Origin of the sequence: Leuconostoc sp. UCMA20149, assembly GCF_030400235.1 — a bacterium.
GTDB lineage: Bacteria > Bacillota > Bacilli > Lactobacillales > Lactobacillaceae > Leuconostoc > Leuconostoc pseudomesenteroides.
In genome coordinates, this window is the sequence record NZ_VJYC01000011.1 from 1 (window position 1) to 22518 (window position 22518).

Below are 22518 nucleotides of genomic sequence, written 5' to 3' on the forward strand. Positions count from 1 at the left end.
CGCCAATATCCATCAACTTCGCTTTTTCTTTCTTATAGATAATGAGCAATGACATATATTGTAAATAAGATAACTCATAACCCCCTAACAGTTCTGCATACAAGCGATGAAAATAACGATTTGTATTGTATATCGATAAACACAGTTCGTCATATAATTGTCCTTTTTTAATCATGACTAACTCCTCTGGAAATAATTATATCGTACACGACATAATTATTCAATATAAATTTTATTTACAGAAATTTTTTTACAAGAAGGAAAACAATTATGAATCGAATTAATAAAGCTATTACGGATCTTGCCACAGATGTTTTCAGATTATTGTTTTATTAATGGTTATCCAACCACATTTGGTTGTCATGTCTGCACTTTCCACAAGCAATCGCATTTTGGTACTAAGAATCTATTGAATTATCCCTCAGTGATGAAGAATCCTTTTTCACTTTTTCTCACACAACTGTCTGATTAGGAGGATACAATCATGTAAATCTTTTGTGCATGTTTATTGGCGATGTTCTTGTTCTGGTTGCTTGGAAACATCCTTGACACCTTCCTGTATTTAGGAATCTTATTTGTTGATCACTTGATTTCATATTGGTACTTTTATTTACCACTAATTATTTTGATAAGTCTAGCTATTGCTTTTGGCATCAAAAGTGTCTTAGCGATGCTGGTGCTAATTATTCTCATTCTTTCACTTGTATTAGCACTAATGATATATTGGCCGCGTCATAACAATTCATAACAAAATAAAAAGCCCTGAATAATCAGAGCTTTTACCGAACTATAATAGTCGGTATCCAATGGTTAAGCGCGTTGTAAATGCCACTGGTATCATTTACGTTTATCATTATAGCATGAATCTTTAGCCTTCATGAAAGCGCTTTTTTAGCTTTGTTTCACTTTGGACAATTAAGTCGTCCACATCTAGCTGATATTTATCACTCAAAATTAAAACTTGATCCAAAACATCAGCTAATTCTTCTTTAAGATGCTCATTAAGTTGCGTCGGTGTTTGTGATGTTTCACCAGGATGATCACGTCCTAATTCAATGGCCCGTACTGTTTGTGCCAGCTCACCAACCTCTTCCATCAAAAAGTTGAGGCGGATAAACGGTGAATACTGATACCACTCACGTTGTTTGTAAAAATTTATTAGCCATTGTCTATGTTCATCAATTATCATTTTGAACTTCCTTTGTTTAAATGTTGGTATTAACTGTTAAACCCGTTTCCTTGCGAATTTTAGTAATGATTTCAGGTATCTGTTCTCTGTATTCACTGTCTAAACGAGCTATTTGTTGTGAGTGGGTCGCTTTGCCAATTTTATAATATTCAAAGAAAATATTAACCTTCTTTGAGTATATCTGATCTACCACCCTCACCTCATAAATTGTGTTGGGTTGCTTAGTAAACATCATTTTAATATCTTCAATGATAGCATCAATTTGATTCATTCTTCTTTCACCACCGCTCTAATATTTTCAAAGGCAATATAGGTCTCTTGCACATACACACCCAGGTCAGAAAAACCATCTACTAAGCCTGTTAGGTTTGGCACTAGGTTACCATCTGCATCTGAGATATTTTGTTGTACAGTCACAAATTCATAATTCGCTGAGGCATGACGCAAGATATTTTGACAAGCCGTTAAGGACATCATTGGTAATTTAACAGGCACTGCATTTTTGGTCTGTGCTTCACGTTTTAAAGCTGAGGTATGGTCTGACAGAAAATAGCCATTCCACTTCACCTTACCACGTTCGCGATAGTCGTTTTGAAAGTAATTGTTAATCATCTTACTGAATTCTGCATCACTCATAGCTGTTACCTCCGTTATGACCACCAACAAGGCTGGCACGGTTAATCGCCGTACCGCCGTTTTCTTTGGACATCGCCCGCATCAGAGCTGTGGTGCCAAAGCGTTTTCGAATTTCATCAACAATTTGATCAATCTTGTTGGATTTAATTGATTTTTCTGGTTGCTCAAAGAGGTCAAGTTGCACGCCAGTGTCCTCAATTAAGCCGCCATAATCAATGCCAATATGACGAATCACTTCACCATGCCAATGCTTTTCAAACAAAGCCACCATAATTGCCATTAGTTTGCGGGTATCATTAGTGGGATCAATTCTTTGTTGTTTTCTAAAACCATGAGACCCTTGGCGTTCGCTTTCTGCAAAGGAATAACCAATAAAAAGACTGACTAAACAAGTTTGTTTCTTATGTGCTCTAATCCTGGTCGCCACTTGATCAGCCATTTCACGAACAACAATCTCAATCTCTTCTTTTAGTTTATAATCACGCGGTAATACCTGAGAATTACTGTATGATTTGCTTTTAGGCACGACCACCTCAGTCATATCAGTACGATCAATGCCCCAAGATAAGGCAAACAGTTGCTCACCAACCAATCCCATTTTGGCTCTAAATTGATAAGGGTCTTGATGCGCCAAATCGTACATTGAATGGATACCCATCACTTCAAGTTTGTGTGCTGTGCGGGAACCAATACTCCAGACATCATCCAGTTTCGTAATTGGCCACAATTTTGTCGGCACATCCTCATAATGCCAGATACCCGTCAGGTTTTTAGTGTGTTTCGCTTCAATGTCTAAGGCTATTTTTGCGAGTACAGGCGTGTCACCAATGCCAACTGTCAAATAGACACCCGTTTCCGCTCTAACTTGCTTTTGAATTTTAAAAGCGACTTCTTCAGGGGTTTTGCCAAACAACCGCCAGGAATGGGTTACGTCTAAAATAGACTCATCAATCGAATACGGCAGCAAATTAATATCATCGGTATATTGACGATAAATATTATTGATTTTTAGGTTTTCAGCAATATAATTATTCATCCTAGGATGTGCGATAAACAAGCCATGCACATCAGGTAAATCACGCTGGCGCATCACATTACTAATGCCTAAGTCCTTCTTAGCTGTTGGTGAGGCCGCTAGGACTAAACCACCATTCGTGTTTGCTTGTTCAGACATCACAACTAGATCGCCCTTTAGTGGATTAAAGCCTCGCTCAACATTTTCAACACTGGCATAGAAACTTTTTGAATCAATTAAAAAAAACACGCCACGCTTTTCTTTGCTATAATCATATTCAGTTGTGATTGCGTTTTCCATCAGCAACCTCCAAAAACAATTGTGTATAATTTATTATACGAACAAGCGTTCGTTTAAGCAAGCGAACAAAACATTAAATTTGTGACAAAAGAAAAATCTATGCTATAATAAAGACATAGAAAAGAGCCGTAGCGCTAACTACGACTCCTAGCAAACCCGTATAGACGGTGGCTAAGTTAATAATTCATCTAATGATCATCAGCCCAGCTAAAGCAAGATGATCATTTTTTGTTGCTGTTTTTTATCAGCTCAACAACTAATCCAACCAGTATCAAGACAAATGTCCCAAAACCAATCATTAACTGTAAAGTATCCGAAACGGACACTAGGCATCTCCTTTCCTAGAATCTGGGTTTACAGTTTTGACACCAGCGCCACCTGCCGGTCGGCAGGTGATATGCGTTCTAAACCTTTTAGTCCTTTTTCGGAATAGGGAATATTTTGAATTACAAGTTTATCTGATTTCACCGTCATTTTCATCGTCTGCCCTATTAATAGATACCTTTATTATATATCATAAAACCATTCAAATTTTAGTTTTTTAATAGAGCAAATGCAGACAAAAAAGGGTTGATTCAAACGAATCAACCCAATAGTTGTATTAAAATCACTATATGTTGTAACTATTCAACACCCAAAGCCTTAAAAGCAGCTTCTTCAATCGTATTATAGAAAATAATTGTAAATGATCCTAGCAAATCGCTAGGGACAGTACCAAAATCGGCAGCTGAGGTCATTGGTAGTAACACTTTCTTTGCACCGCTATCCCGTGCAACCTGTAGCGTATCAGCAAGATTCTCAGGCTTAACTACTGATCCGCCAATTGTTAAATCTCCTACAACAACAAGGCTATCAACAGTTGGCTTTGCGAGACTAATTGAAATCAAAGCAAGGTACGTCGCCAATGACAAATGGTCTGTCATCAAGCCATTATTTAAGTTGGTAGCATTCAATATAAAGTCATGTTGTGACAACGAGATAGTACCACTAACCTGGCCTGCATTTGCTTTCAGATACTTATATGCTGTATCCATACTTTCCTTCGCGCCACGGTGACCACCAATACCAGTAGTCGCAAACTTGCCGTTACCCGCAGTCATTTGAGTCTCAATCTTAAACAAACTCAGTCGGTTTCCAGCATCATAACCGACTGAGTAAACATGCCCCGGCTTCTCAGTTCCAACAGGAATTAATGTTGAAGATCCTTGTTCAGGTACTGCGACAAACTTCTCTTCAAACGTTTCATTATCAATGTAACTTAAGTTCACATCGAAAAACTCCATGCCACCAATTTTCTTAAGTTGTTCCTTAACACGGCGTCGCATTTCAATGGCGAATCGAAGTACTTCTTCAACGTCTTCCTTGCTAAACTCTCCATGAGGATAGATAAGCTTGATCATTCCAGACACTGTCTTACGAACCGCGATTGTATCACGTTGATTCAATTGATTCCCTAGTTTGAAGTACGCTTCGAAAGCATCACCATATGAAATTTTACGCAACTCACGCATCACTTCCGCAAAATAATCAGTGATGAAGCCATATCCCTTTGTAAAAAAAGAAGGCTTATACTTTGGAATTTCCCAGCCAGGCAAGTAATTATGAATTCGGTCCAAAAATGCCGAATCGTTGGCCATTACATCGGGGAATGGATCAAACAAATGTGATGTCCGCATAACAACATCTACACTTTGGTTGATATTTCCAACAAACACCATTGACGCACTTGCTTGAATTTCATCCTTGCCTCGTGCGAATGATCCCGATGCCATGTAGTCTTTCATAATTTGAACGCCGTCTTTATCTTTAAATGTAATACCCGCTACTTCGTCGAAAGCGACAGTATCCCACATTCCAACCAGCCCTACTTGGTGGCGGCTCATGTTATAAAACAAGTTTGCAACAGTCGTTTGACCACCTGAAACCAAAATAGAATTTGGTGATAATTCTTTATACACGTGTGACTTTCCGGTTCCACGAGGACCCAGTTCCACGAAGTTGTAGTTGTTTTCCACCATTGGAATTAGACGTGAAATGAATAACCACTTTTGTCGCTTTTCAAATTGAGTTGGTTCCATCCCAATCGTTCGAAGCAACAAATCGATCCACTCGTCCGTAGTGAATTTTTCTCTTCCCTGTCGAACTTCAGACATGTCCAGTCCGGCAACTTGAATTGGAGTAAGCTTTTCTACATTGAATGGCGCTGTGCTATCACTTTCCATATCATCGTGATAATAACTTAGTCGCACAATCGCCCAGATACCTCCGCCTAGCAAACGCTCATAATCCTGAGGATAACGTGAATCCACTGGCACTCCCGTAATGCCTAAATTACTGAACGCCGCCTCATACCGATCTAATCGCGTGTTCAAAGTAACAGTCAATTTATCAATTACGGTATAAGCACCGTTCTCTCGAATTTTTGACTTAATTTTCTCCGCCTCGTCTGGACGAACATAATTGTTTGCTAGTGTTTTCTTGACGTTTTCTACACCTTGCTCGATAGTTGCTGGATCCGATGAGTTTGCATACATACCAAGCAGATACTCCAACACATAAGACGGCACGTTTGCGCCTTCTTTGATTCGCTGCGTCAAATCCTTACGAACAAAACGACCAGGAAAGTTAATTTCCAACTTGTCCAGCAAGTCGAAATTACTATCACTCCCAGAGGCTAAAACTTCAGTGGCAGTAATATCTACGTCGTCATTTGAACTCTCTAAGTCATCGTGTAAGTTGTTGTCATCATTAACTAAAGTCAAAATCGAAACCTCCAGTGATTGCAAGATCCATCGTAAATTCTTCGCGAATTGTTTCTTGCTTATTTTCAACATTTTCGACAATCAAGAAGTAACTTTGCGTTTGATCATACACTTGGTCCGCGATTACAAAGCGTTTCTTAATAATTCGCTTACTTGGATTTTGGTCATCACTAAACGCATTAATAACTTCCGTAGAAGAAATGACGTCACCCGCTTGGTCCACAAACTTCGCTTCAAACGTAGCGCCATTCACGTCGGAACTAATTGGTTGCAATTGGTTAAAGCTGACAATAATAGTTCGAGAAGTAATGCGGTGTGGGACTGGACTCAGTTGAACTTCCACAGTTTCAGATGTATCTGCCCCACGCTTTGAGTGAACAGCAATCACCGGCACAATCATTTCTTGTGGCGAAACACCGCCGTGAACGTAATTTTTACCAGCCCCTTGCGACATAAAGACGTTTGCGGAAGTTGGATAGTACACTATTTCCTCTTGGTCATTGTCCAAAACATCACTAATCGCCACTGAATCAACGCCCGTCTGTTCAAATTTTTCTTTCGAAACGGCGTATCTTGGTGCTTTTTTCATAAAGTTAGCTGGCTTAAGATCAATCTTATCTGTGGTGTCCAGTTCGGAATCACGATAAATAAATCCATGATCCGCAGTCACAATAAAGTTTGTGCGATTTGCGCTTCTTAACCGCTTGATAATTGATTGAATTTCGCTGACAGTCTGAGCAGTCGCTTCGAACGTTTTACGTTCGGTTTTTGCATTGTCGCTAATTGCATCAATGCCGTTGTGATATACGTAAATAACATCTTTGCCCACGAATTCAGACTTTAAGTCTTCCGTTTTGGTACTCATCACCTTATCTGCAGCAATCGTCCTTGATTTAGCATTGCGTTTTTGCAAAACCAACTCTCTTGAAGCCAAATCTGTTGCTTTAACACCATCCACCAAAACCGTAGGCACCGACGCATCATACGTCAGCTCTTCATGAGGAAGTAATGACGGCATACCGAAGTATGTCACCGACGGCACGCCGGTAATCATATAATCAACTTCAGCAGATAGTTGATTTTCTCTATTAATAAACTTCGCTAAATCTTGTCCTGACTCAAACCTCAATGCATCAGAAACAATTACGACAACTGGATTTTTGCTTGAAGCAACCTTGTTTCGATAGAAATTTCTCTGCAATTTTTGTGATTCAATGGACTTAATATCATACACATCAGACCAGCGCTTAATCATCGGGTTCAAAAAGCCATTTAAATAGCTTTGTTCTACACGTTGTGCAAGCGTATCAAACGAGTCAAACAATTCAGAATCTAACGTCCAACGATAGTCAACAAACTTACGATATGATGTATCGATATTAGCGAGCCCGTTTTTTGTATCCACATACGCTTCTGCAAATTTTTCTACGTTTTCGTAATCACCAAACGCTTTACCAGCTAATACTGGTATCGCCTTTCGAATCATCTTGTACGCCGATTCGTACTCATTCGCATACATCGTATCCTGTCGTTCATGAGTCAAGAAACGTAAATCAACCCCATTAGGCTGAAGTTCTGAGTTCACTAAACTAGTAGCAGCCCAATCCATGATTTTTAAATCAAAATTTCTAAATACATCAGATTTAATCAAATCATTCATCTCAACGTTTTTAAAAACCGATTCTCCGTTAATAAATTGCCAGACTTCATCGGCAATTTGTTTCATACGAGACGTGAAATTAGCCATATTCATCAATTGCGAAACTGCAGCTATAACATTAGTCTTCGCAAACGATTGATAAACATTTACTTGGGAAGGAAGATCCAGTTCCATTTGATCGAATGCCGTAATAACAAGCATACCACTTAACAATTCTTTCAACTTCGGCTCTGAAGAAAAATAACCAAATTGGCTACTCATTCCTTGCCAAAACTGATCATAAACATTGAATTTTTTAAACTCATTCAACGCTTGATTATCTTCTAAGTCCGTTTGAATAACCGACTTAAGAATGTCCAGAGATGAAATGCCGTTAGCCTTTGCAAGAGCGGCTAAAATAACAATAACTGGATTGTTAATTTTTCGGTCTTTAGTTAACGCCTTAAATTTATTAATGCGCTCCTTATTTCCGAAGAACTTCATGTTGTCCACAACAAACTCTTGGTGTTTCTCTTCCAGTCCTAATTCTTCACGAAGCATTACAGTTGCGTCCGCTGTAAATTCAACCGAGTAGCGTTCTACATCGGCCATTAAATTTTGTGATAAGCCAGGCTTTTTTGCAGGCGAATATATTAATGCAGCTTCCCCATTCTTTTCAAGACTCAAAACCTCTAACTTAGTCTTAAATTGTTCACCCGGAAGCATTTCAATTGTCGTTTGAGTCAATTGTGCAGTGATTTCTCCGATATTATCTGCGAAATCCGCATTTGCGTCATACCAAAAAACAAACTGTTTTCCTTGCGCGAATAACGTACGAATTCGTTCAACAATCTCCCCTGTATTTAATTCAACCATGTACTGATACTCATTCCTTTTATACGTTGTCCCGTCATAAACGGTGTTTAATTCATTATATCAAAATTAGTCAGCATCCCCTATTATAACATATAAATTATTGTTCACCCCCAGCTATCACGATGGGGTTATCAAGGACTTGATTGATGGTATTCCTGAGAGTGATTTTGATGTGCAACTTGAAGGCCAAGTTGAAATTATTGGCTGGCTGTACCAGTACTATAATGAAGAGCCAAAAGACTTGGCATTTAAAAAGAAGTCATACAAGAAAGAAGATATTCCAGCAGTTACCCAGCTTTTTACCCCGGATTGGGTAGTACGCTACATGGTTGAAAATTCGATAGGTCGTTATTGGATACGCGGTCTATTAAAAAAAGGCGACTCTCGAAGCGAAAAAGAAATTGCGCAATCTTTCGGTTGGGAATACTACCTTCCAGAATCATCTGATAACCAAGAACTACAAGTTTCAAGTTCCACACCAGAACAATTTGCTACACCTGAAGATATAACCGTCATTGATCCTGCCATGGGCTCTGGCCATATTTTGGTTTATGCTTATGATGTTTTGCAACAAATTTACGAATCCGAAGGTTTTTCAAAGAAGGACTCGGCAGAATTAATATTGCAAAAAAACTTGTTTGGCTTGGATATCGATAACAGAGCTTTCCAGTTATCTTACTTTGCAATAATGATGAAAGCTAGACAAGACAATCGTAAGGTGTTGTCGCAAGGAACTCGGCCAAATGTGTTTGATGTGCCAAACATATCTGATTCAGTTGACTTCGCAGATCTGCTTATCAAGAAGGCGGATGTCGTTGATACGAATGGAATAAAAAATTCTCTGCGTCAATTACTTTCTGTTTTTTCACATGGAGATTCACTTGGGTCAATTATTGAAATTAATCAAGCAATAGATTTTAAGGAACTACAAAAACTAACAAAATCAAATTTGCTTATTAACGAAGACGGATTTGATGCGATTGAAGCTGGTAAAATGCAGCAGACGCTTCGAAACATGTTGCCAGTGGCCAAGATTTTGAGTAGTCGCTTTACTATAGCTATAACTAACCCACCATATATGCAAGCTAGCAAAATGCCAAAAGATTTAAAGGCCTATGTGACATCAAATTATGTTGATTCAAAGTCTGATTTATTTGCCGTGTTCATTGAACGACTTGCAAAGTTTGTTGGTTCAAATGGTTTGTATGCTATGATTACTCAGCATCAGTGGATGTTTTTATCTAGTTTTGAACGCTTAAGAAATAAAATTAATAAGCAATCTATTATTAATATGGCTCACCTCGGAACTAAAGCTTTCGAAGAAATAGGCGGAGAGGTTGTTCAAACAACGGCATTTGTAATGCAAAATACACAAATGTCCGATTACGTTGGGGCTTTTGTCCGTTTGGTAGACTACGACTCACAAAAAAAGAAGCAAGCTGCATATCTTAATGCTGTAAATTCGACGGAATCAAAGGATGTTTATCGAACTAACCAATCGATTTTTAAAAAAATACCTGAACATCGAATTTCATATTGGCTTTCAAATAATTTGATTAAATCCTTTGACGTCCTCCCACCACTGGGCACGTACTTTGGCGGTGGTAATGGTATAACAACTGGGAATAATGCTCATTACCTACGGCATTGGTTCGAGTTAAATAATCTCGATACTAAATGGGTTCCCTATAATAAAGGTGGAAAATACCGAAAATGGTATGGAAACATTTTGGACTACCTGTATTGGGGAGATGAAGGTCGTGAACTTATTTCAGACTCACACTCAGTGATGAGAAATTCTGACTATTATTTCAAAATCGGGCTCACTTGGTCTAAAATTTCATCCGGAAAGATTGCTATCAGACAACTAAATTCGGGTTCCTTATTTGATGTTGCTGGAATGTCTTTGTTTGATAAAACAGATTCTACGACACTGTCCAAGGCTATGGGATTCTTAAATTCAAATACTGCTTTAGCCATTATTGAGGGCATGTCACAAACTTTAAACTTTGAATCAGGGACTATCAAGTCACTGCCATTCGATCCTAAAAAGGTTCCTGACCAAGTGGATATATTAGTTGATAGTAATATATTTATAAGCAAACACGATTGGGACTCATTTGAAACTTCAGCTGATTTTTCAGTCCATCCTTTTGTAATGCATATCGATGAACATAATCGAAATTGGAATATCACCCCTATACTTAACCACTGTAATGTGCCAAACTTGAGCCAAAAAATATTTTTGGAGGTCAACTATGGTTAGTTATCGAAAGCGTGGCTCAGTCTGGCAGTATGAAATTTCATATAAAGATACATCTGGTAAATATAAAAAGTTGCGAAAATCTGGGTTTCCTAGAAAATCAGACGCCATTTCTGCAGCAGCTCAACTCCAAACAAATCATCCAAATTTAATTTCATTTCAATCTGGCAAACAGCTTTTCTCAGATTACTTCGAACACTGGATAAATCTGTATAAAAAGCCTACCGTTTCAAAGATAACCTTTATTAAATATCAAAATACATTGCAACATGCAAAACAATTATTTAAGGGAATTCGCCTTTCTGATCTTTCTCGTACTGTGTACCAACAGAAAATCAATAAATTATCAGAAACACATAGCATCCGTACGGTACACACATTTCACAAGCAACTAAAATCCGCACTTCTTGATGCATTCGATGAAAAAATCATCTCTATTGATCCCACGAGAAAAACTGTAATTAACGGGACTCCACCTCACAAGCAGCGCATGACATTAGACTACAAAGAGACCAAGCTACTTGTTAAACATCTTGATTTAAATATGCTAGAAGACCTTGTAATCTACGTTGCAATCGTGACCGGAATGCGCTTCGCCGAAATATTAGGACTAACTCCTGCTGACATAGACACCCAGAACAATATAATTTCAATAACTAAAACTTGGGACTATAAGTTTAATAGTGGATTTAAACCAACTAAGACGAAATCATCTCAAAGGGACATCGTCGTAGATTCCGAGACAATTAAAGCTATTCAAAAATTTGTCAGCCATCACAAGATTCCGGAAACGAATCCAATTTTCGTATATAACAGTCATAGCATCGTCAGCGCCGAAATAAATAAGATTCTCTCTTCCAAATTGAATGGATTAGGCATCGCAAGAATTCCGTTTCACGGACTTAGACACACTCATGCATCAATTTTGTTGTACAGCGGGGTAAATCTCCTTTCTGTGTCAAAGAGACTAGGCCACAGCAATGTTACCACAACACAGCAGACATACTTGCACATTATTAAAGAAATGGAAGAACAGGACGATAACAAAATAATAATCCTTCTTCAAGCTATAAAATAATTGGCACAATATTTGGCACAAAAAAGGAGATTCCAAAATTGGAATCTCCTTTTCCACTATTTTATTTTTGTTAACAACTTTTGTCCGTCTTGGATCTTTACATGATTTTCGACCACACCATCATCTAAATCAATTTCAATTCGTGCCGTCGCTAAGTGTTGCAATACTTGATCAAACATTTTCATTTCATCAATTTGATTTGTTAAACGAGTTACTTTCTTTTCGTAAACCTTACGAATCTTTGCTACTGTTTCTGATTCAACAAGTGATTCGAAATTGGCCAGTGCGTTTTCATAGGCTTCCTGAAGTGGCAACAAATAGTCCGTCCTTATCATTCCTGTTGTGTCGGCATCATAACGGTGAACATACATCAATGCTCGTAACCCTTCTTTCTTTCCAGAGTTATATTCCCAGTAGATGGGCCTCTTTGAGTACACAGAGACATGATCTGCATAAAAATCTTTGATGAAGTATTGCCGAATCTTTTCTTCCGCGGTGCCGCCACCTTTGCCGACAATTTGAGCGATATATTCTAGATTTGCCTGAACATTCTCATTTCCAAATGCAACTCTCAAGAACTCTTTCAAACGATTGATAATGTCCCGAGAATCATTAAAGTATGCATCATCAGACAAAATCAGAACATTATCCTTGTTAGGCTGGAAAGACTTGTATTGATCAGAATTCCAATCGCCACCAGCATAAATCAATCCCGGCACATCCAAAGAATAACGTCCAAATACAAGTCCCACGAAATATGATAAGAACGACTTTATATCACGAACCTCGTCTGCTAAGCACACGGAAACATCCTTATTCGCTACGTCTGGTGTCAATTCGTCTTGCAGACCATATAAATCAATAAAAATACGGTTTAATTCTTCTTCATTGTCCTTCAATTGATCAAATCTATCTTGTGCTTCACTTTTCCACACTTCAAAAGCTTCTTTAAGGTTCCAATTTCGATTATGTTCATCGATATGCTGGATTAATGGGTGCGTTGCAAAATCCCATGAGGTTTCAAACGAATCCCAATCCGCTTTTGATAACGAAATTTGTGTTTCGACAATTGGTTCCACGCGAATGTCGTTCGATTTAATTGGCAAACTAGCAATATTACCTTTTTGAAAATTCAAAGTTGGATTTATTAATCCCAGGTAATATTCCGCAACAACGCTATTTAAAAAGCCGAGTTGAAAGCTGCGTTCTACTTCAGGTACCACTCCAAAACTACCGCTAGCGTCAAAAAGAAAACCGTTCGGAGCCAAACGCGCCGAGAAAGTTTTGCTAGACAAAGAAGACCACGTGATTTGGGGATGAAAAATATAATCTAAATTAAACGCATGCGCTGGAATTTTACCAGTAGAGTCTTTAAAATTCCGCATATATTTTCCGTCGTTTTCCCAATTTACAACGTATTCATTGTTTCCAAACCAGCGTCTGAAATCCCCACCTTTACTATAAGGAAACCATTTATAACCGCTCATTTCTGCAGCTTGTCTTGAAGTATAATTAAATCCCGTTTTATCGTGTGATACTTCATGCCATAATCTAATGAATTTTGAGTTATCACCAGTAATCATACCGGCACGTGTATTAAAAGCATCTCCAAATTTTTTAGTTTCATTAATTAATTCGAAAGTATCAGCAGACGCCCAGTACGCGATTGGGCTTCCAGGTATAGACTCAAAATTCGATTGGTTAGTTCGATATAGATAATCAACATCGGGATTTTCAATCGCTTCTAATGTTTTCACTTTTTGAACGTCCATGCCACCTTTAAAGTCAGACAATTTGATATACACACCATTTTCCGATGTGCTTGAATTTTTTAAAACAAACGTATTGATAGGAACTGTAGCTTCTTCAAAGGCAGAATACTCCATTTGAATCAGGCTAGAAATTAGTTTAGTGTTCAAAATTGACTTTCGCAAATTCTCGTAACTCTTTATGAACATCCATACAAATGGAGTCATATATGCGGCATATCCGTTGGTCACTGTCATGTTGATGTTGTGCCAAATAAAAACGGAAAACAAATCACTTGAATAATCTTTATAATGCGTTTTCACATATTCTTTCAGGACCTTGTTCATTTTGTTTAGATATGGCGGGTTCGTGATGACTGCTTCGTACTTATTTTGCATTGTTTCAACTATGTCTAACAGACGCAATAGTTGATAAGTAATTTCACGAGTGTTGTTTAAGTCTAGCGAAGTGTCCTGTGGAATGTTAGTTAGAACTGTTCGCAAATTACCTGTTTTTACAGGTTTATCGATTTGAATGATTGATCCTAGCGTACGTGAATCATGGAAAAGAGACACAATGTATTTCAAATCTTGAATGTTAGATTCAGACACAGGTAGACTTTCGAAATAGTTGTCATTGATGTTTGAAGTGTCCTCAAAAACATAAACCTTTGGTGAAATATTCGAAGTTAAAGCTCGACGATTATACTCGCGAGCTTTCATCATAAGTGCAAAGTAAGCCAGTTGATAAGCGCGTTTATCTATTTCCAATCCAAATAAATTGTTTTCAAGAATTAGGCTTGATGCTTCGCGAGACGAATACCCTTGCTCAGCATACATCTTCATCAAAACATCAAATGCGTACACGAGAATGTGTCCTGAACCCATTGCGTTATCAATTACTTTAATTTGGGTAACGTCTAAATCATCAGAAACCATCTCCAAGCTATCAGGAAGTAAAAATTCTAGATGAGTTCCTAACTCTGAATGAGCATTACGTTCAAGATAATATTTTACCAATGAGTTATCAACCATATATCGAACAACCCAGTCAGTAGTAAATAGTTGTGTGGCTGCAGGTATGTCATTAGTTTTGACAGTACCTCCATTTATATTTACTACTGCATTATGAGGTTCTTCATTATAGTACTGGTAGAGCCAGCCAATAATTTCAACTTGACCTTCAAGCTGCACATCAAAGTCACTCTCTGGAATACCATCAATCAAGTCCTTAATGACCCCATCGTGATAGCTGGGGGTGAACAATAATTGCATGTAATCACTGGTACGCTCAAACAGATAAGGCAAATTGTCATTCAATGCATTAGCTTGCTTAATGAATAGCATTGTATACGCCTTATCCAAGTCTTCTGGAATTTCAGTATCAAGTGCTTTAGCTAACAAAGCACGCTGATTGCTGTTAAATCCGTGCAAATCGTCTTCAATATCAAACGCTTCTGTCAAAATATCAGGCTCTGTACGCCCATTTTCAGATGATAGAACTCGTGTTTTAGATGGTAAATAGTCATTAACTTCCATAAATCGAATCGCAATAATTCGATTGAACCAGGTGTATGCTACCTCTTCAATAAAGTCCTGAAGCACCGTATTCCAATCATCAGATACACGTGACTTTAAGTGGCTCACTAGTTCTCGGCGTAACCTGATATCATCACCACTAATCTCGTAAGCTAACTCACCATAATACTCGATTTCAGCTGTTGATTCAGTACGTTTTTCTTGAATACCAGCTTCATCAATACCAAGTAGCCCCAACTTATTCGTAATGTCACGAATTAAGTCACGACGTGCTTTAACGGCAAAATTATTTATTGCCCGTTTGTCCATTTTTATTTCTCGCCTTCATTAGGTTATGTACAGTCCAAGAATAGATTCTTGGACTAATTTTTTAGATGTTCAAATCAATAAATGACGTTTTCCCATCATTTAGTTGTGCCAAAACTCGTTGCTTCAATTCCGCTAGTTGCTCATCCAAGTCTGACTCAGAAGTAATGTGCCAGCTCGTTGTACCGGTGTAGTCACGTAAACTTTCGAAGCGTGGAATCTTGACTGGTTCAGCAGGTCGACTCATTCCTTCACCCTCATCCTGATTAGTAACGGGAGGCACTTGCTGCTTTGCCACTTCCGACTGCACTTTAGCCATCAATTGCTTAAGTTTTGAACTAGCCAATGGTAGCTTACCATTCAAAGTTTCTAAATCAAGAGCCTTCGTAGCCTGAGATCGGATGTTTTCCATTTCAGAAATATAATCTGACGTTAACAGTGACTTTGTAGAATCGCTCAAATCAGTCTCAGAAATCAGCGTTTCTCCACGTTCTTGGTAATCCTGTACCCTCAAGATTACTCTTTGTTGCTCATCATCCAGAACCGAGTTAAACAGGTTTGAAAACTCTTCATTCTTTGCTTTAACATCTTGCACTTTCTTAGCCGTGCCTGATTTGATTAACGATTCCAAGTTGTCTACAAGTTCATTTAGCTCAACATTCGTGATAAAGCCTTCGGAACGATGATAAATATCAACATTCTTTATTCCTTGCTCCCAGATTGCTTGAGAAGATTTATTACCATAAAAGTCCTTAACATCTTTGTCTTCCATAGCTTCATGCCAATCAAGCAATTCTTCCTCCATAGACGACATTTGCGCATAAAATTCGGCCGTATCTTTCACACCCAGCAATCGCTTGAGCAACTGAATTCCCTTTTGCAATTCAACGTGCCCAGGGAATTTTGAATCACGCCCCTCGTAATCTGACAATCGGTCATATTCATACTTGATTGTTGCATCTCGCAATTCAAGCACCATACCATCGTCTGTCTCATCCTGAAAGGCGCGCTTACCAAAGATCTCTTTAGCCAAATTTTTCAACGTCTTACGTTGCTTCATCGGAATATCTTGCTTAATCGTCAATGCGAGTCTCTTTTGATTCTTTAAGAACAAAACGGCTTTTTGCTTATTAGAATAATGTTCATCCTTAACAAGGATTTTTTCGCCATCACTCTCAATGTCTATTTTACCGTCAACGAACAGCTTAGCAACTAGCCATTGCGTATCAATTGGTGAGAATCCATATGGAATAGCTTGAAATTGCGAAATAATGGTTTCCAATGACACTTTAGGATTCTTTGTCAGTTCTTTAGTTATCTTGTTTTTTACGTCTTCCAATGCATTTTGATTTACATCGGCCGCATCCAATACCATGCCGTCATCAGATGCGAAAAGTGAAACGATATCACGGTCTGTATGTGTCTGAACCAAATCATTTAACTTTCGGAATGTGTTTCCAACAACATTTTTCATTCCTGATTCCAGACGCGTCTTTATGACGCTACCCTCAATTTGATTTCCATTAACAAATACACGTGCCTCTGAAAGTGCATCAAGTGCATGTTTCTTAGCGGCATCCATCAAGCTTTTCCGTTCTTCTGATTGCACGCTAATCAATTGGCTAGCTTTAGAATCAAGCGAGGATGATCGGCTGAGGTACTGCGCAATTCGAATAGCCTGACGTAATTCATCAATATACTCAGCATTATTTGGTAAATCAATCACTAGAGTGTTAGCTTCTGTGCTCTCCATCTCAAGCTTCACATCAACATTATTCATGTCATTCAGTGGCGTGATGACCTTCATATTTAGTGCGTTTCGATTTGAACCTTGAAGATACTCATCCACAAATGTGTTGAACTTAAAGTTATAGTCTTTTCCCATTCCGTCTGGTGTGAATGTAGTAGGCATTTCAGCAAACAAGAAATCACCCAAACTTTTATCAACATCACTGTCATTAACCATTTGCTTGTCAATTTGTCGTTTAATATCTTGTTCTGTGTTAGTAAGGAATTCATATCCCTTTGTCGTTTTTTCAACAAAACCTTGCTTAATCAGCACATTCAGTGCGTCTTCAACACGCTTACGCAATTCAATAACATCTTCATCATTGCTTGAAATCAACAAGGTTGTAATTCCATCGATATTTTTTTCGAAAGAATCAACGTGCTTCACCATGAACAACGTTTGTAGAACACGAAGGGCAAACGGATTTTTCTCTTCATTCGGATTCACCGCTTCATTTTTCTCAGCGTTCGAAATAACAATGCGGTGTTCGTGATCAATAAATCCCTCAAGCCCATCGTAGAATGAACTAAATGGAATGAGCGTACTGGTATCGTCTTCGCCAACCTTTTCTGCAGACTCTTTGAAAATAGCCAGCATAGAGCGTTCACCTTCTGACAAGTGTTTCCCGTCAGATCCGTGTTCTCGCACCGCTGTCAAAACTGATTGCAACAGCTCGAACTGATAAGGTACGAATGGATACACGTCTGCATAATCCTGAGCAGACGTGTACTTTCGCCACTTACGCTCACTACCAAAGTTAAACTTATTCAAAATGGCTTGCTTATTGTTTTCAAAGTCACCTTCCAAGAATCCAGCAGCATCATTTGTTTTTGCGAGCAATCGCTTCTTAATTACTTCGGCAACGTCTGCAGAACTCATAGAAATCTTTGTATCAAATCGGCCTTGAATCTTTGAAAAATCAGTACCACTTAAATTAGTGGTAACCTCATCAATTGCTTGCTGAGAAGTAACAATTACCCAAGCTTTTCCGCCAGTGGCAACACCGAGCTCTTCGACAATTGTTTGAAGATTCAACATGCGCTTAATATCATCACCAATAAATTGACCAACCTCGTCCACTAGGAACACAACGTGGTGATTGTCGCCCTTAGCATTGATATAGGTAGCAACACGCTCTGCAAAATCTTTAATATTCAGTTCGTAATCTGCAGAGAAATTAGGCATATCATATTGATATCCAACTTGCTTCAAAGCTGGTTCGATTGCAATTTTCGCCTCAAATGCATAACGATCACGGCCCTTCTCCCAATCATCATGCTTAGGATTCAATTCCTTATAAGCAGCCTTAAAGTCATCATATAGTCCGTCTGCAACGAGCATTTGTTCCATGTCAGCTAGCCAAAAGTTTTTGTCCGTAAAACCTTGCATCTTATTAAAGACTTGCAAAAACACGTTACGAATGGCATTTTCAGAGGACTTATTGCCTGATTTTGATTCAGAGTCAATGTTAAACAAAATAACATCCGAAGGAACACTAGCTGCCAAATCCATATTAGCAATTGTCATCGGGTCAGCAACCTTATTTTGCTGCTTGAAAAATTCGACCGCACTCATGCCATCAACCTGAACTTTAGAATTCAAAAGGTATGACAAGATTTTAAGGAAGTGAGACTTACCAGAGCCGAAGAAACCAGAAATCCAAACACCCATCTTGTCTGTCGTACCGTTAATTCCTTTTTGATATGCATCAAAAAAATCAGCGAAATACCGTTGCAACTCAGACGTCACAACATACTCATCTAAATCCTGTTTAATGGTTTGGACATCATCCTGTCCCACCTTGATAACTCCTTGAATATCACGGGTAATATCCTTTTCAAAAATATCTTGAATTTTCATTTTTTACTCTCTAAAATTAATTAATTTGTGTTGCTCGATAGTAATTATCGTCGTTTAACTCGCCAAACATACTTAGTTTAATGTTATCGAACTTTCCAGGATAAAACAACACAACTGGCATGTAGTCAATCACTTGTGTCATTGTATTTAAAATTTTGTGTGTACGGACAAGCGGGAAAATTTGTCCAATCCCCTCAATAAAGATAATATCCTCATCCGGATTAACTCGACTCTTAATGTATTCGACAAATCGATTATTTTCTTCGTTTGTAGCCATTAAATTGTTAATTTGCTCAATAACAAAGTCCATCCCTTGTTCTTTTTCGAATTGATAAATTATTTCCGTATACCCAAATTCATTCAGAGTATCCATCATAATATCGAACAAGTTGAACAGCTTAATATTCATTTGACGCTCACCATATGGTCCGCCATTGACAATTTGATTAGTCTCATCACGTACATACAACTCATCTTGAGGACGGTAATCAAGGATAAAGTATGGCACCTCACCTGAAAGACCGTGATGGGCTGTTAAGCCGTCCACTTTTAGTCTGTGCCTCAAATTTTCAAATTTCTCAGTCAGTTCACTCATTCCTATACCCCTGTAAATGCGGTTATGTAAATCCCTAGATTTTCTTTTTCCAATTCATTTAAAACTCGTGGATCTAGCAAATGTCGCTGAATAATATCCACGCCTTGTTCGTCAACCACACTTAGGCCAGACGAACGTACGAAAGTTTTTAATAGAACTAGCATTCGTCGCTTCGTTTCATCCGTCCAGTTATCGACAATTTCGCTTTCGCCTTCTTTGCGTCGCATAAAAGCTTTCCACTCATAATCTTCTATTTTAGAATCGCCCAACATAATTTCATTTCGAAAATCTTCAATGATAAAGTCCTCAAGCAATTGATTAAGCTTCATTATCGCTGTTAAGTTTATAAGCTTTTGATTTTGTGAATCAACATCATTATATAAATCAAGCAGACTATCAGGAATGACCGACAATCGTTGATTCATAGCTTGCGCAACTCGAATACGGCTTCCCTTAGATGCCTGAAGATAAATATTTTCATTCAAGCTCATCTCACGCATTTCAGTAGGAGACTTTCCCGCCAAAAATAGACTAACACCTATACCAAATTCTTTCTGCCAGAAAGATTGTGACACTTGTCCTGCTGAGTATTTTTTCTTCATACTACCTCCAATTACACCGTCCCAGATGCTATTTATTTATTCATCGACTTCGTCGGTTCTGTTATGAAAATTTATTTGTTAATTGGTGTAGAAATCATTCTACATGCATACCTATTCATTATACATTTAACCACACTGAAATAATAAGAAAATTAAAAAGGGCGCTGATGTCAAGATTATGGACAGGTTTTTTCGGCACCGAGAGTTGCCGGACTCCGAAAATTTTTCAAAAACCGGATTTCAGCTTAAAACGGCGTGATTTCTGGGTGTTTTTGTAGGTGGAACAGGGCCGAGCCCTGCCGGTGAGAGAAAGCGGGTGGTATAGATTGTGAATCAGCCGGATTTCACAAGTTGTGTCGTGCAACAAATAAGCCTTCACAAGACGAATTTTTGAAATTCACAAGTGACGGCTTATAAACGGCGTCGTATCGGCTAGTGCCGATAACCGAGATTAAGTCAACCAAACATTGGTCTAGGCGGCTTGAAGCCATTCAATGCGTGAATTAATACGTTCGTTGTTGTACCAGTTCACATACCATTCGACAGATGCCCTGACATCATCAATGGTTCTGTATTCTTCGTGATAAATCAGCTCACGCTTGATGAGCGAATGAAAGCTCTCGATACGTGCGTTGTCGTAAGGATGCCCCTTACGCGAGTAAGAATGATCTATCCCAGCGTTTTGCAACGTTCCTTCGAACAGACTTGAAGTGTACTGGCTTCCCATGTCGCTGTGAATCATCTTTGGTTTACCGTTGGCTCTTAGAGCCTTCACGACAACAGATGTTGCGAATTCTTTGGTCATCTCTGAACTCAGTCCATATGAGACAACACGGCGTTTTTCTGGGTCATAGACCGTCGCCAGGTAAACCCAGTCTCTATTCATCAGCTGGATGTACGTGATGTCAGTCGTTAGAACGCCACTCAAATCTTCCAAATTCTTCATGAGATTGGGCTTTTGTGGTGTGTCAGTGGTCGTCGTCGGCTTCTTATATGACTTCCTGACCATGCGAGATTTAAGGCTCATCTCATTCATGAGCTCCCAAACCAAACGATCACCAACTTCAGTGTTCAAAATGAACCGTAAAAATGCGGCGATGCGTCGGTAGCCATAGATCCCACGATTGGTGTTGTAGACGGCTTTGATTGCCGTTTTTAGAGCGTTGCGACGCGTCTCTTGTTGGCTGGGATGCCAATTTTTACATTGATAATAAGTGCTTCGAGCAATATTCAAAGCTGATAAAACGCTTGTTATGCGGTGTCCCATTGCGAGCGAACGGTCAATGATTTCCAGTCCTAATTCGCGATTTTGCGTTAGTTGTACTTCGAAAGTAACACCGCGGCTCGTTTTAAAATCTCAAGTTCTTCGCGAAGTTTGTCGTTTTCCTTTCGTAATGCGTTTACATCAGCTTGCGTCCATTTTTCGCCGTGCACTTCTTGGACCGCGTACAACTTGACCCAGTTACGGATTGAGTCGACCGAAGGTCCGTATTCAGCGGATAGATCAGTATATGAACGTCCTTGATTGTGCATCTTAACAAGAGACTGCTTAAATTCTTTTTTGTATCGAATCATATTAAAAAATGCTCCTATGCTATTAGTTTACAGGGCAGAAGAAAATCTGTCCGTAAATCTAGCATAAGAGCACACTAATTATATCTATAATTCATATTTATATTATGCCACTAATCAACGCAAGTTGACCATACTAAGTGAACAAGATTGCGTTCTATCAAATCAATAATCTAATTCAGCTTTTAAACAGCACTTGATATCACGACAGCTGCAAAAAATCCTGGTTTGAGTGTGCTATCACATTAATTAGCATTATATAAAATATCCAGAATTTTAACTTTTTCATCAGGATTAGCTTTCTTATATCTGTTTTTTAGTTCGATAACACTTTGTTTTCTCGCCCTGTAAGCTGCCATACCTTTCAAATCATAGAATTTGTGATACAAATTCAAATTATTTTGGATGGCCTGACTATTAAGATGTTGCAGCTGTTCAGTTGCTAATTGTTCCATATTTTGATTTTCTGTATTTTTCAGTATTAATGCTAAATCTTCTTCCGAAATGTCGGGTGTTTTAATTGATTCAATTAACCCGTATTGCTTTAAAGCCATGAATCGTAGTTGATCATCTAGTATACTTGACATCTATTTCTCCTGTTTAACGTCACTGGGACTTTGTCACAAAAAAACCGCGCTCGATATACGAACACGGTTAAGTGACGTATATCCGTTTACAGTGGAGCACCTTACCGGTTGGCAGGTTGCTGCTAGGTCAAAGTGTGTAACCACTCACTAGCTCTTGATATA

Annotated in this window: 16 protein-coding genes and 1 pseudogene; 2 read left to right on the top strand and 15 right to left on the bottom strand. The window is 38.5% G+C overall.

The annotated features are described in order from the left end of the window. The 8 genes and pseudogenes from FF105_RS08390 to pglZ form a co-directional block, all read right to left on the bottom strand. A pseudogene (locus FF105_RS08390) lies at nt 1-175 on the bottom strand (MarR family transcriptional regulator); the annotation flags it as partial. A gap of 693 nt (nt 176-868) precedes the next feature. Next, complete coding sequence (locus FF105_RS08395; protein WP_290046633.1) at nt 869-1189, bottom strand: MazG-like family protein; 321 nt, start codon at nt 1187-1189, stop codon at nt 869-871. Between the two features lie 16 nt (nt 1190-1205). Beyond that, entirely contained in the window at nt 1206-1460 is a 255-nt protein-coding gene (locus tag FF105_RS08400) for a hypothetical protein (RefSeq protein ID WP_290046634.1), read from the bottom strand. Next, a complete protein-coding gene (locus FF105_RS08405; RefSeq protein ID WP_148423945.1) occupies nt 1457-1825 on the bottom strand; it encodes a hypothetical protein in 369 nt (122 codons plus the stop codon). The genes FF105_RS08400 and FF105_RS08405 overlap by 4 nt, the downstream gene beginning before the upstream one ends. After that, nucleotides 1818-3140, bottom strand: a complete 1323-nt coding sequence (locus tag FF105_RS08410; protein ID WP_290046635.1) for a Y-family DNA polymerase — start codon at nt 3138-3140, stop codon at nt 1818-1820. The genes FF105_RS08405 and FF105_RS08410 overlap by 8 nt, the downstream gene beginning before the upstream one ends. A gap of 221 nt (nt 3141-3361) precedes the next feature. Continuing rightward, the gene (locus FF105_RS08415) at nt 3362-3466 is read right to left on the bottom strand and encodes a putative holin-like toxin (RefSeq protein WP_013102191.1); all 105 of its coding nucleotides are present in this window, start codon (nt 3464-3466) and stop codon (nt 3362-3364) included. A gap of 297 nt (nt 3467-3763) precedes the next feature. Next, entirely contained in the window at nt 3764-5836 is a 2073-nt protein-coding gene (gene brxL / locus FF105_RS08420; protein ID WP_176608530.1) for a protease Lon-related BREX system protein BrxL, read from the bottom strand. 52 nt (nt 5837-5888) lie between these two features. Next, the gene (pglZ, locus tag FF105_RS08425; protein ID WP_290046639.1) at nt 5889-8417 is read right to left on the bottom strand and encodes a BREX-1 system phosphatase PglZ type A; all 2529 of its coding nucleotides are present in this window, start codon (nt 8415-8417) and stop codon (nt 5889-5891) included. Between the two features lie 100 nt (nt 8418-8517). On the opposite strand from pglZ, the gene pglX (FF105_RS08430) reads away from it, so the two are divergent. Together pglX (FF105_RS08430) and FF105_RS08435 are read left to right on the top strand one after the other, a co-directional pair. Next, nucleotides 8518-10683 (top strand): BREX-1 system adenine-specific DNA-methyltransferase PglX, encoded by a 2166-nt coding sequence (pglX, locus tag FF105_RS08430; RefSeq protein WP_290046640.1) that lies wholly within the window; start codon nt 8518-8520, stop codon nt 10681-10683. Then, a complete protein-coding gene (locus FF105_RS08435; RefSeq protein ID WP_290046641.1) occupies nt 10676-11758 on the top strand; it encodes a tyrosine-type recombinase/integrase in 1083 nt (360 codons plus the stop codon). Before pglX (FF105_RS08430) ends, FF105_RS08435 begins: the two co-directional genes overlap by 8 nt. 56 nt (nt 11759-11814) lie before the next feature. Here FF105_RS08435 and pglX (FF105_RS08440) read toward each other — a convergent pair whose 3' ends face one another. The 7 genes from pglX (FF105_RS08440) to FF105_RS08470 form a co-directional block, all read right to left on the bottom strand. Continuing rightward, nucleotides 11815-15354, bottom strand: a complete 3540-nt coding sequence (gene pglX / locus FF105_RS08440) for a BREX-1 system adenine-specific DNA-methyltransferase PglX (protein ID WP_290046642.1) — start codon at nt 15352-15354, stop codon at nt 11815-11817. 61 nt (nt 15355-15415) lie between these two features. Beyond that, entirely contained in the window at nt 15416-19000 is a 3585-nt protein-coding gene (gene brxC, locus FF105_RS08445) for a BREX system P-loop protein BrxC (RefSeq protein ID WP_290046644.1), read from the bottom strand. A 16-nt stretch (nt 19001-19016) separates the two neighbouring features. Further along, the gene (locus FF105_RS08450) at nt 19017-19595 is read right to left on the bottom strand and encodes a DUF1788 domain-containing protein (protein ID WP_100665542.1); all 579 of its coding nucleotides are present in this window, start codon (nt 19593-19595) and stop codon (nt 19017-19019) included. Nucleotides 19596-19597: 2 nt separating this feature from the next. Continuing rightward, nucleotides 19598-20197, bottom strand: coding sequence for a DUF1819 family protein (locus FF105_RS08455; RefSeq protein WP_260355672.1), 600 nt, complete (start codon nt 20195-20197; stop codon nt 19598-19600). Nucleotides 20198-20669: 472 nt separating this feature from the next. Next, nucleotides 20670-21491 (bottom strand): IS3 family transposase, encoded by an 822-nt coding sequence (locus FF105_RS08460; RefSeq protein ID WP_336621645.1) that lies wholly within the window; start codon nt 21489-21491, stop codon nt 20670-20672. A gap of 20 nt (nt 21492-21511) precedes the next feature. Then, nucleotides 21512-21772 (bottom strand): transposase, encoded by a 261-nt coding sequence (locus tag FF105_RS08465; RefSeq protein ID WP_290046646.1) that lies wholly within the window; start codon nt 21770-21772, stop codon nt 21512-21514. 242 nt (nt 21773-22014) lie between these two features. Beyond that, nucleotides 22015-22356, bottom strand: a complete 342-nt coding sequence (locus FF105_RS08470; protein ID WP_290046647.1) for a hypothetical protein — start codon at nt 22354-22356, stop codon at nt 22015-22017. Nucleotides 22357-22518: the final 162 nt, after the last annotated feature.

Excerpts from the sequence above, each read along its gene's own strand:
- pglX (WP_290046642.1), bottom strand. The coding sequence starts at position 15,354 with ATGGACAAACGGGCAATAAATAATTTTGCCGTTAAAGCACGTCGTGAC.
- FF105_RS08470 (WP_290046647.1), bottom strand. The coding sequence starts at position 22,356 with ATGTCAAGTATACTAGATGATCAACTACGATTCATGGCTTTAAAGCAA.
- FF105_RS08405 (WP_148423945.1), bottom strand. The coding sequence starts at position 1,825 with ATGAGTGATGCAGAATTCAGTAAGATGATTAACAATTACTTTCAAAAC.
- FF105_RS08410 (WP_290046635.1), bottom strand. The coding sequence starts at position 3,140 with ATGGAAAACGCAATCACAACTGAATATGATTATAGCAAAGAAAAGCGT.
- brxC (WP_290046644.1), bottom strand. The coding sequence starts at position 19,000 with ATGAAAATTCAAGATATTTTTGAAAAGGATATTACCCGTGATATTCAA.
- FF105_RS08435 (WP_290046641.1), top strand. The coding sequence starts at position 10,676 with ATGGTTAGTTATCGAAAGCGTGGCTCAGTCTGGCAGTATGAAATTTCA.
- pglZ (WP_290046639.1), bottom strand. The coding sequence starts at position 8,417 with ATGGTTGAATTAAATACAGGGGAGATTGTTGAACGAATTCGTACGTTA.
- FF105_RS08465 (WP_290046646.1), bottom strand. The coding sequence starts at position 21,772 with ATGATTCGATACAAAAAAGAATTTAAGCAGTCTCTTGTTAAGATGCAC.
- FF105_RS08395 (WP_290046633.1), bottom strand. The coding sequence starts at position 1,189 with ATGATAATTGATGAACATAGACAATGGCTAATAAATTTTTACAAACAA.
- FF105_RS08450 (WP_100665542.1), bottom strand. The coding sequence starts at position 19,595 with ATGAGTGAACTGACTGAGAAATTTGAAAATTTGAGGCACAGACTAAAA.
- FF105_RS08400 (WP_290046634.1), bottom strand. The coding sequence starts at position 1,460 with ATGAATCAAATTGATGCTATCATTGAAGATATTAAAATGATGTTTACT.
- FF105_RS08455 (WP_260355672.1), bottom strand. The coding sequence starts at position 20,197 with ATGAAGAAAAAATACTCAGCAGGACAAGTGTCACAATCTTTCTGGCAG.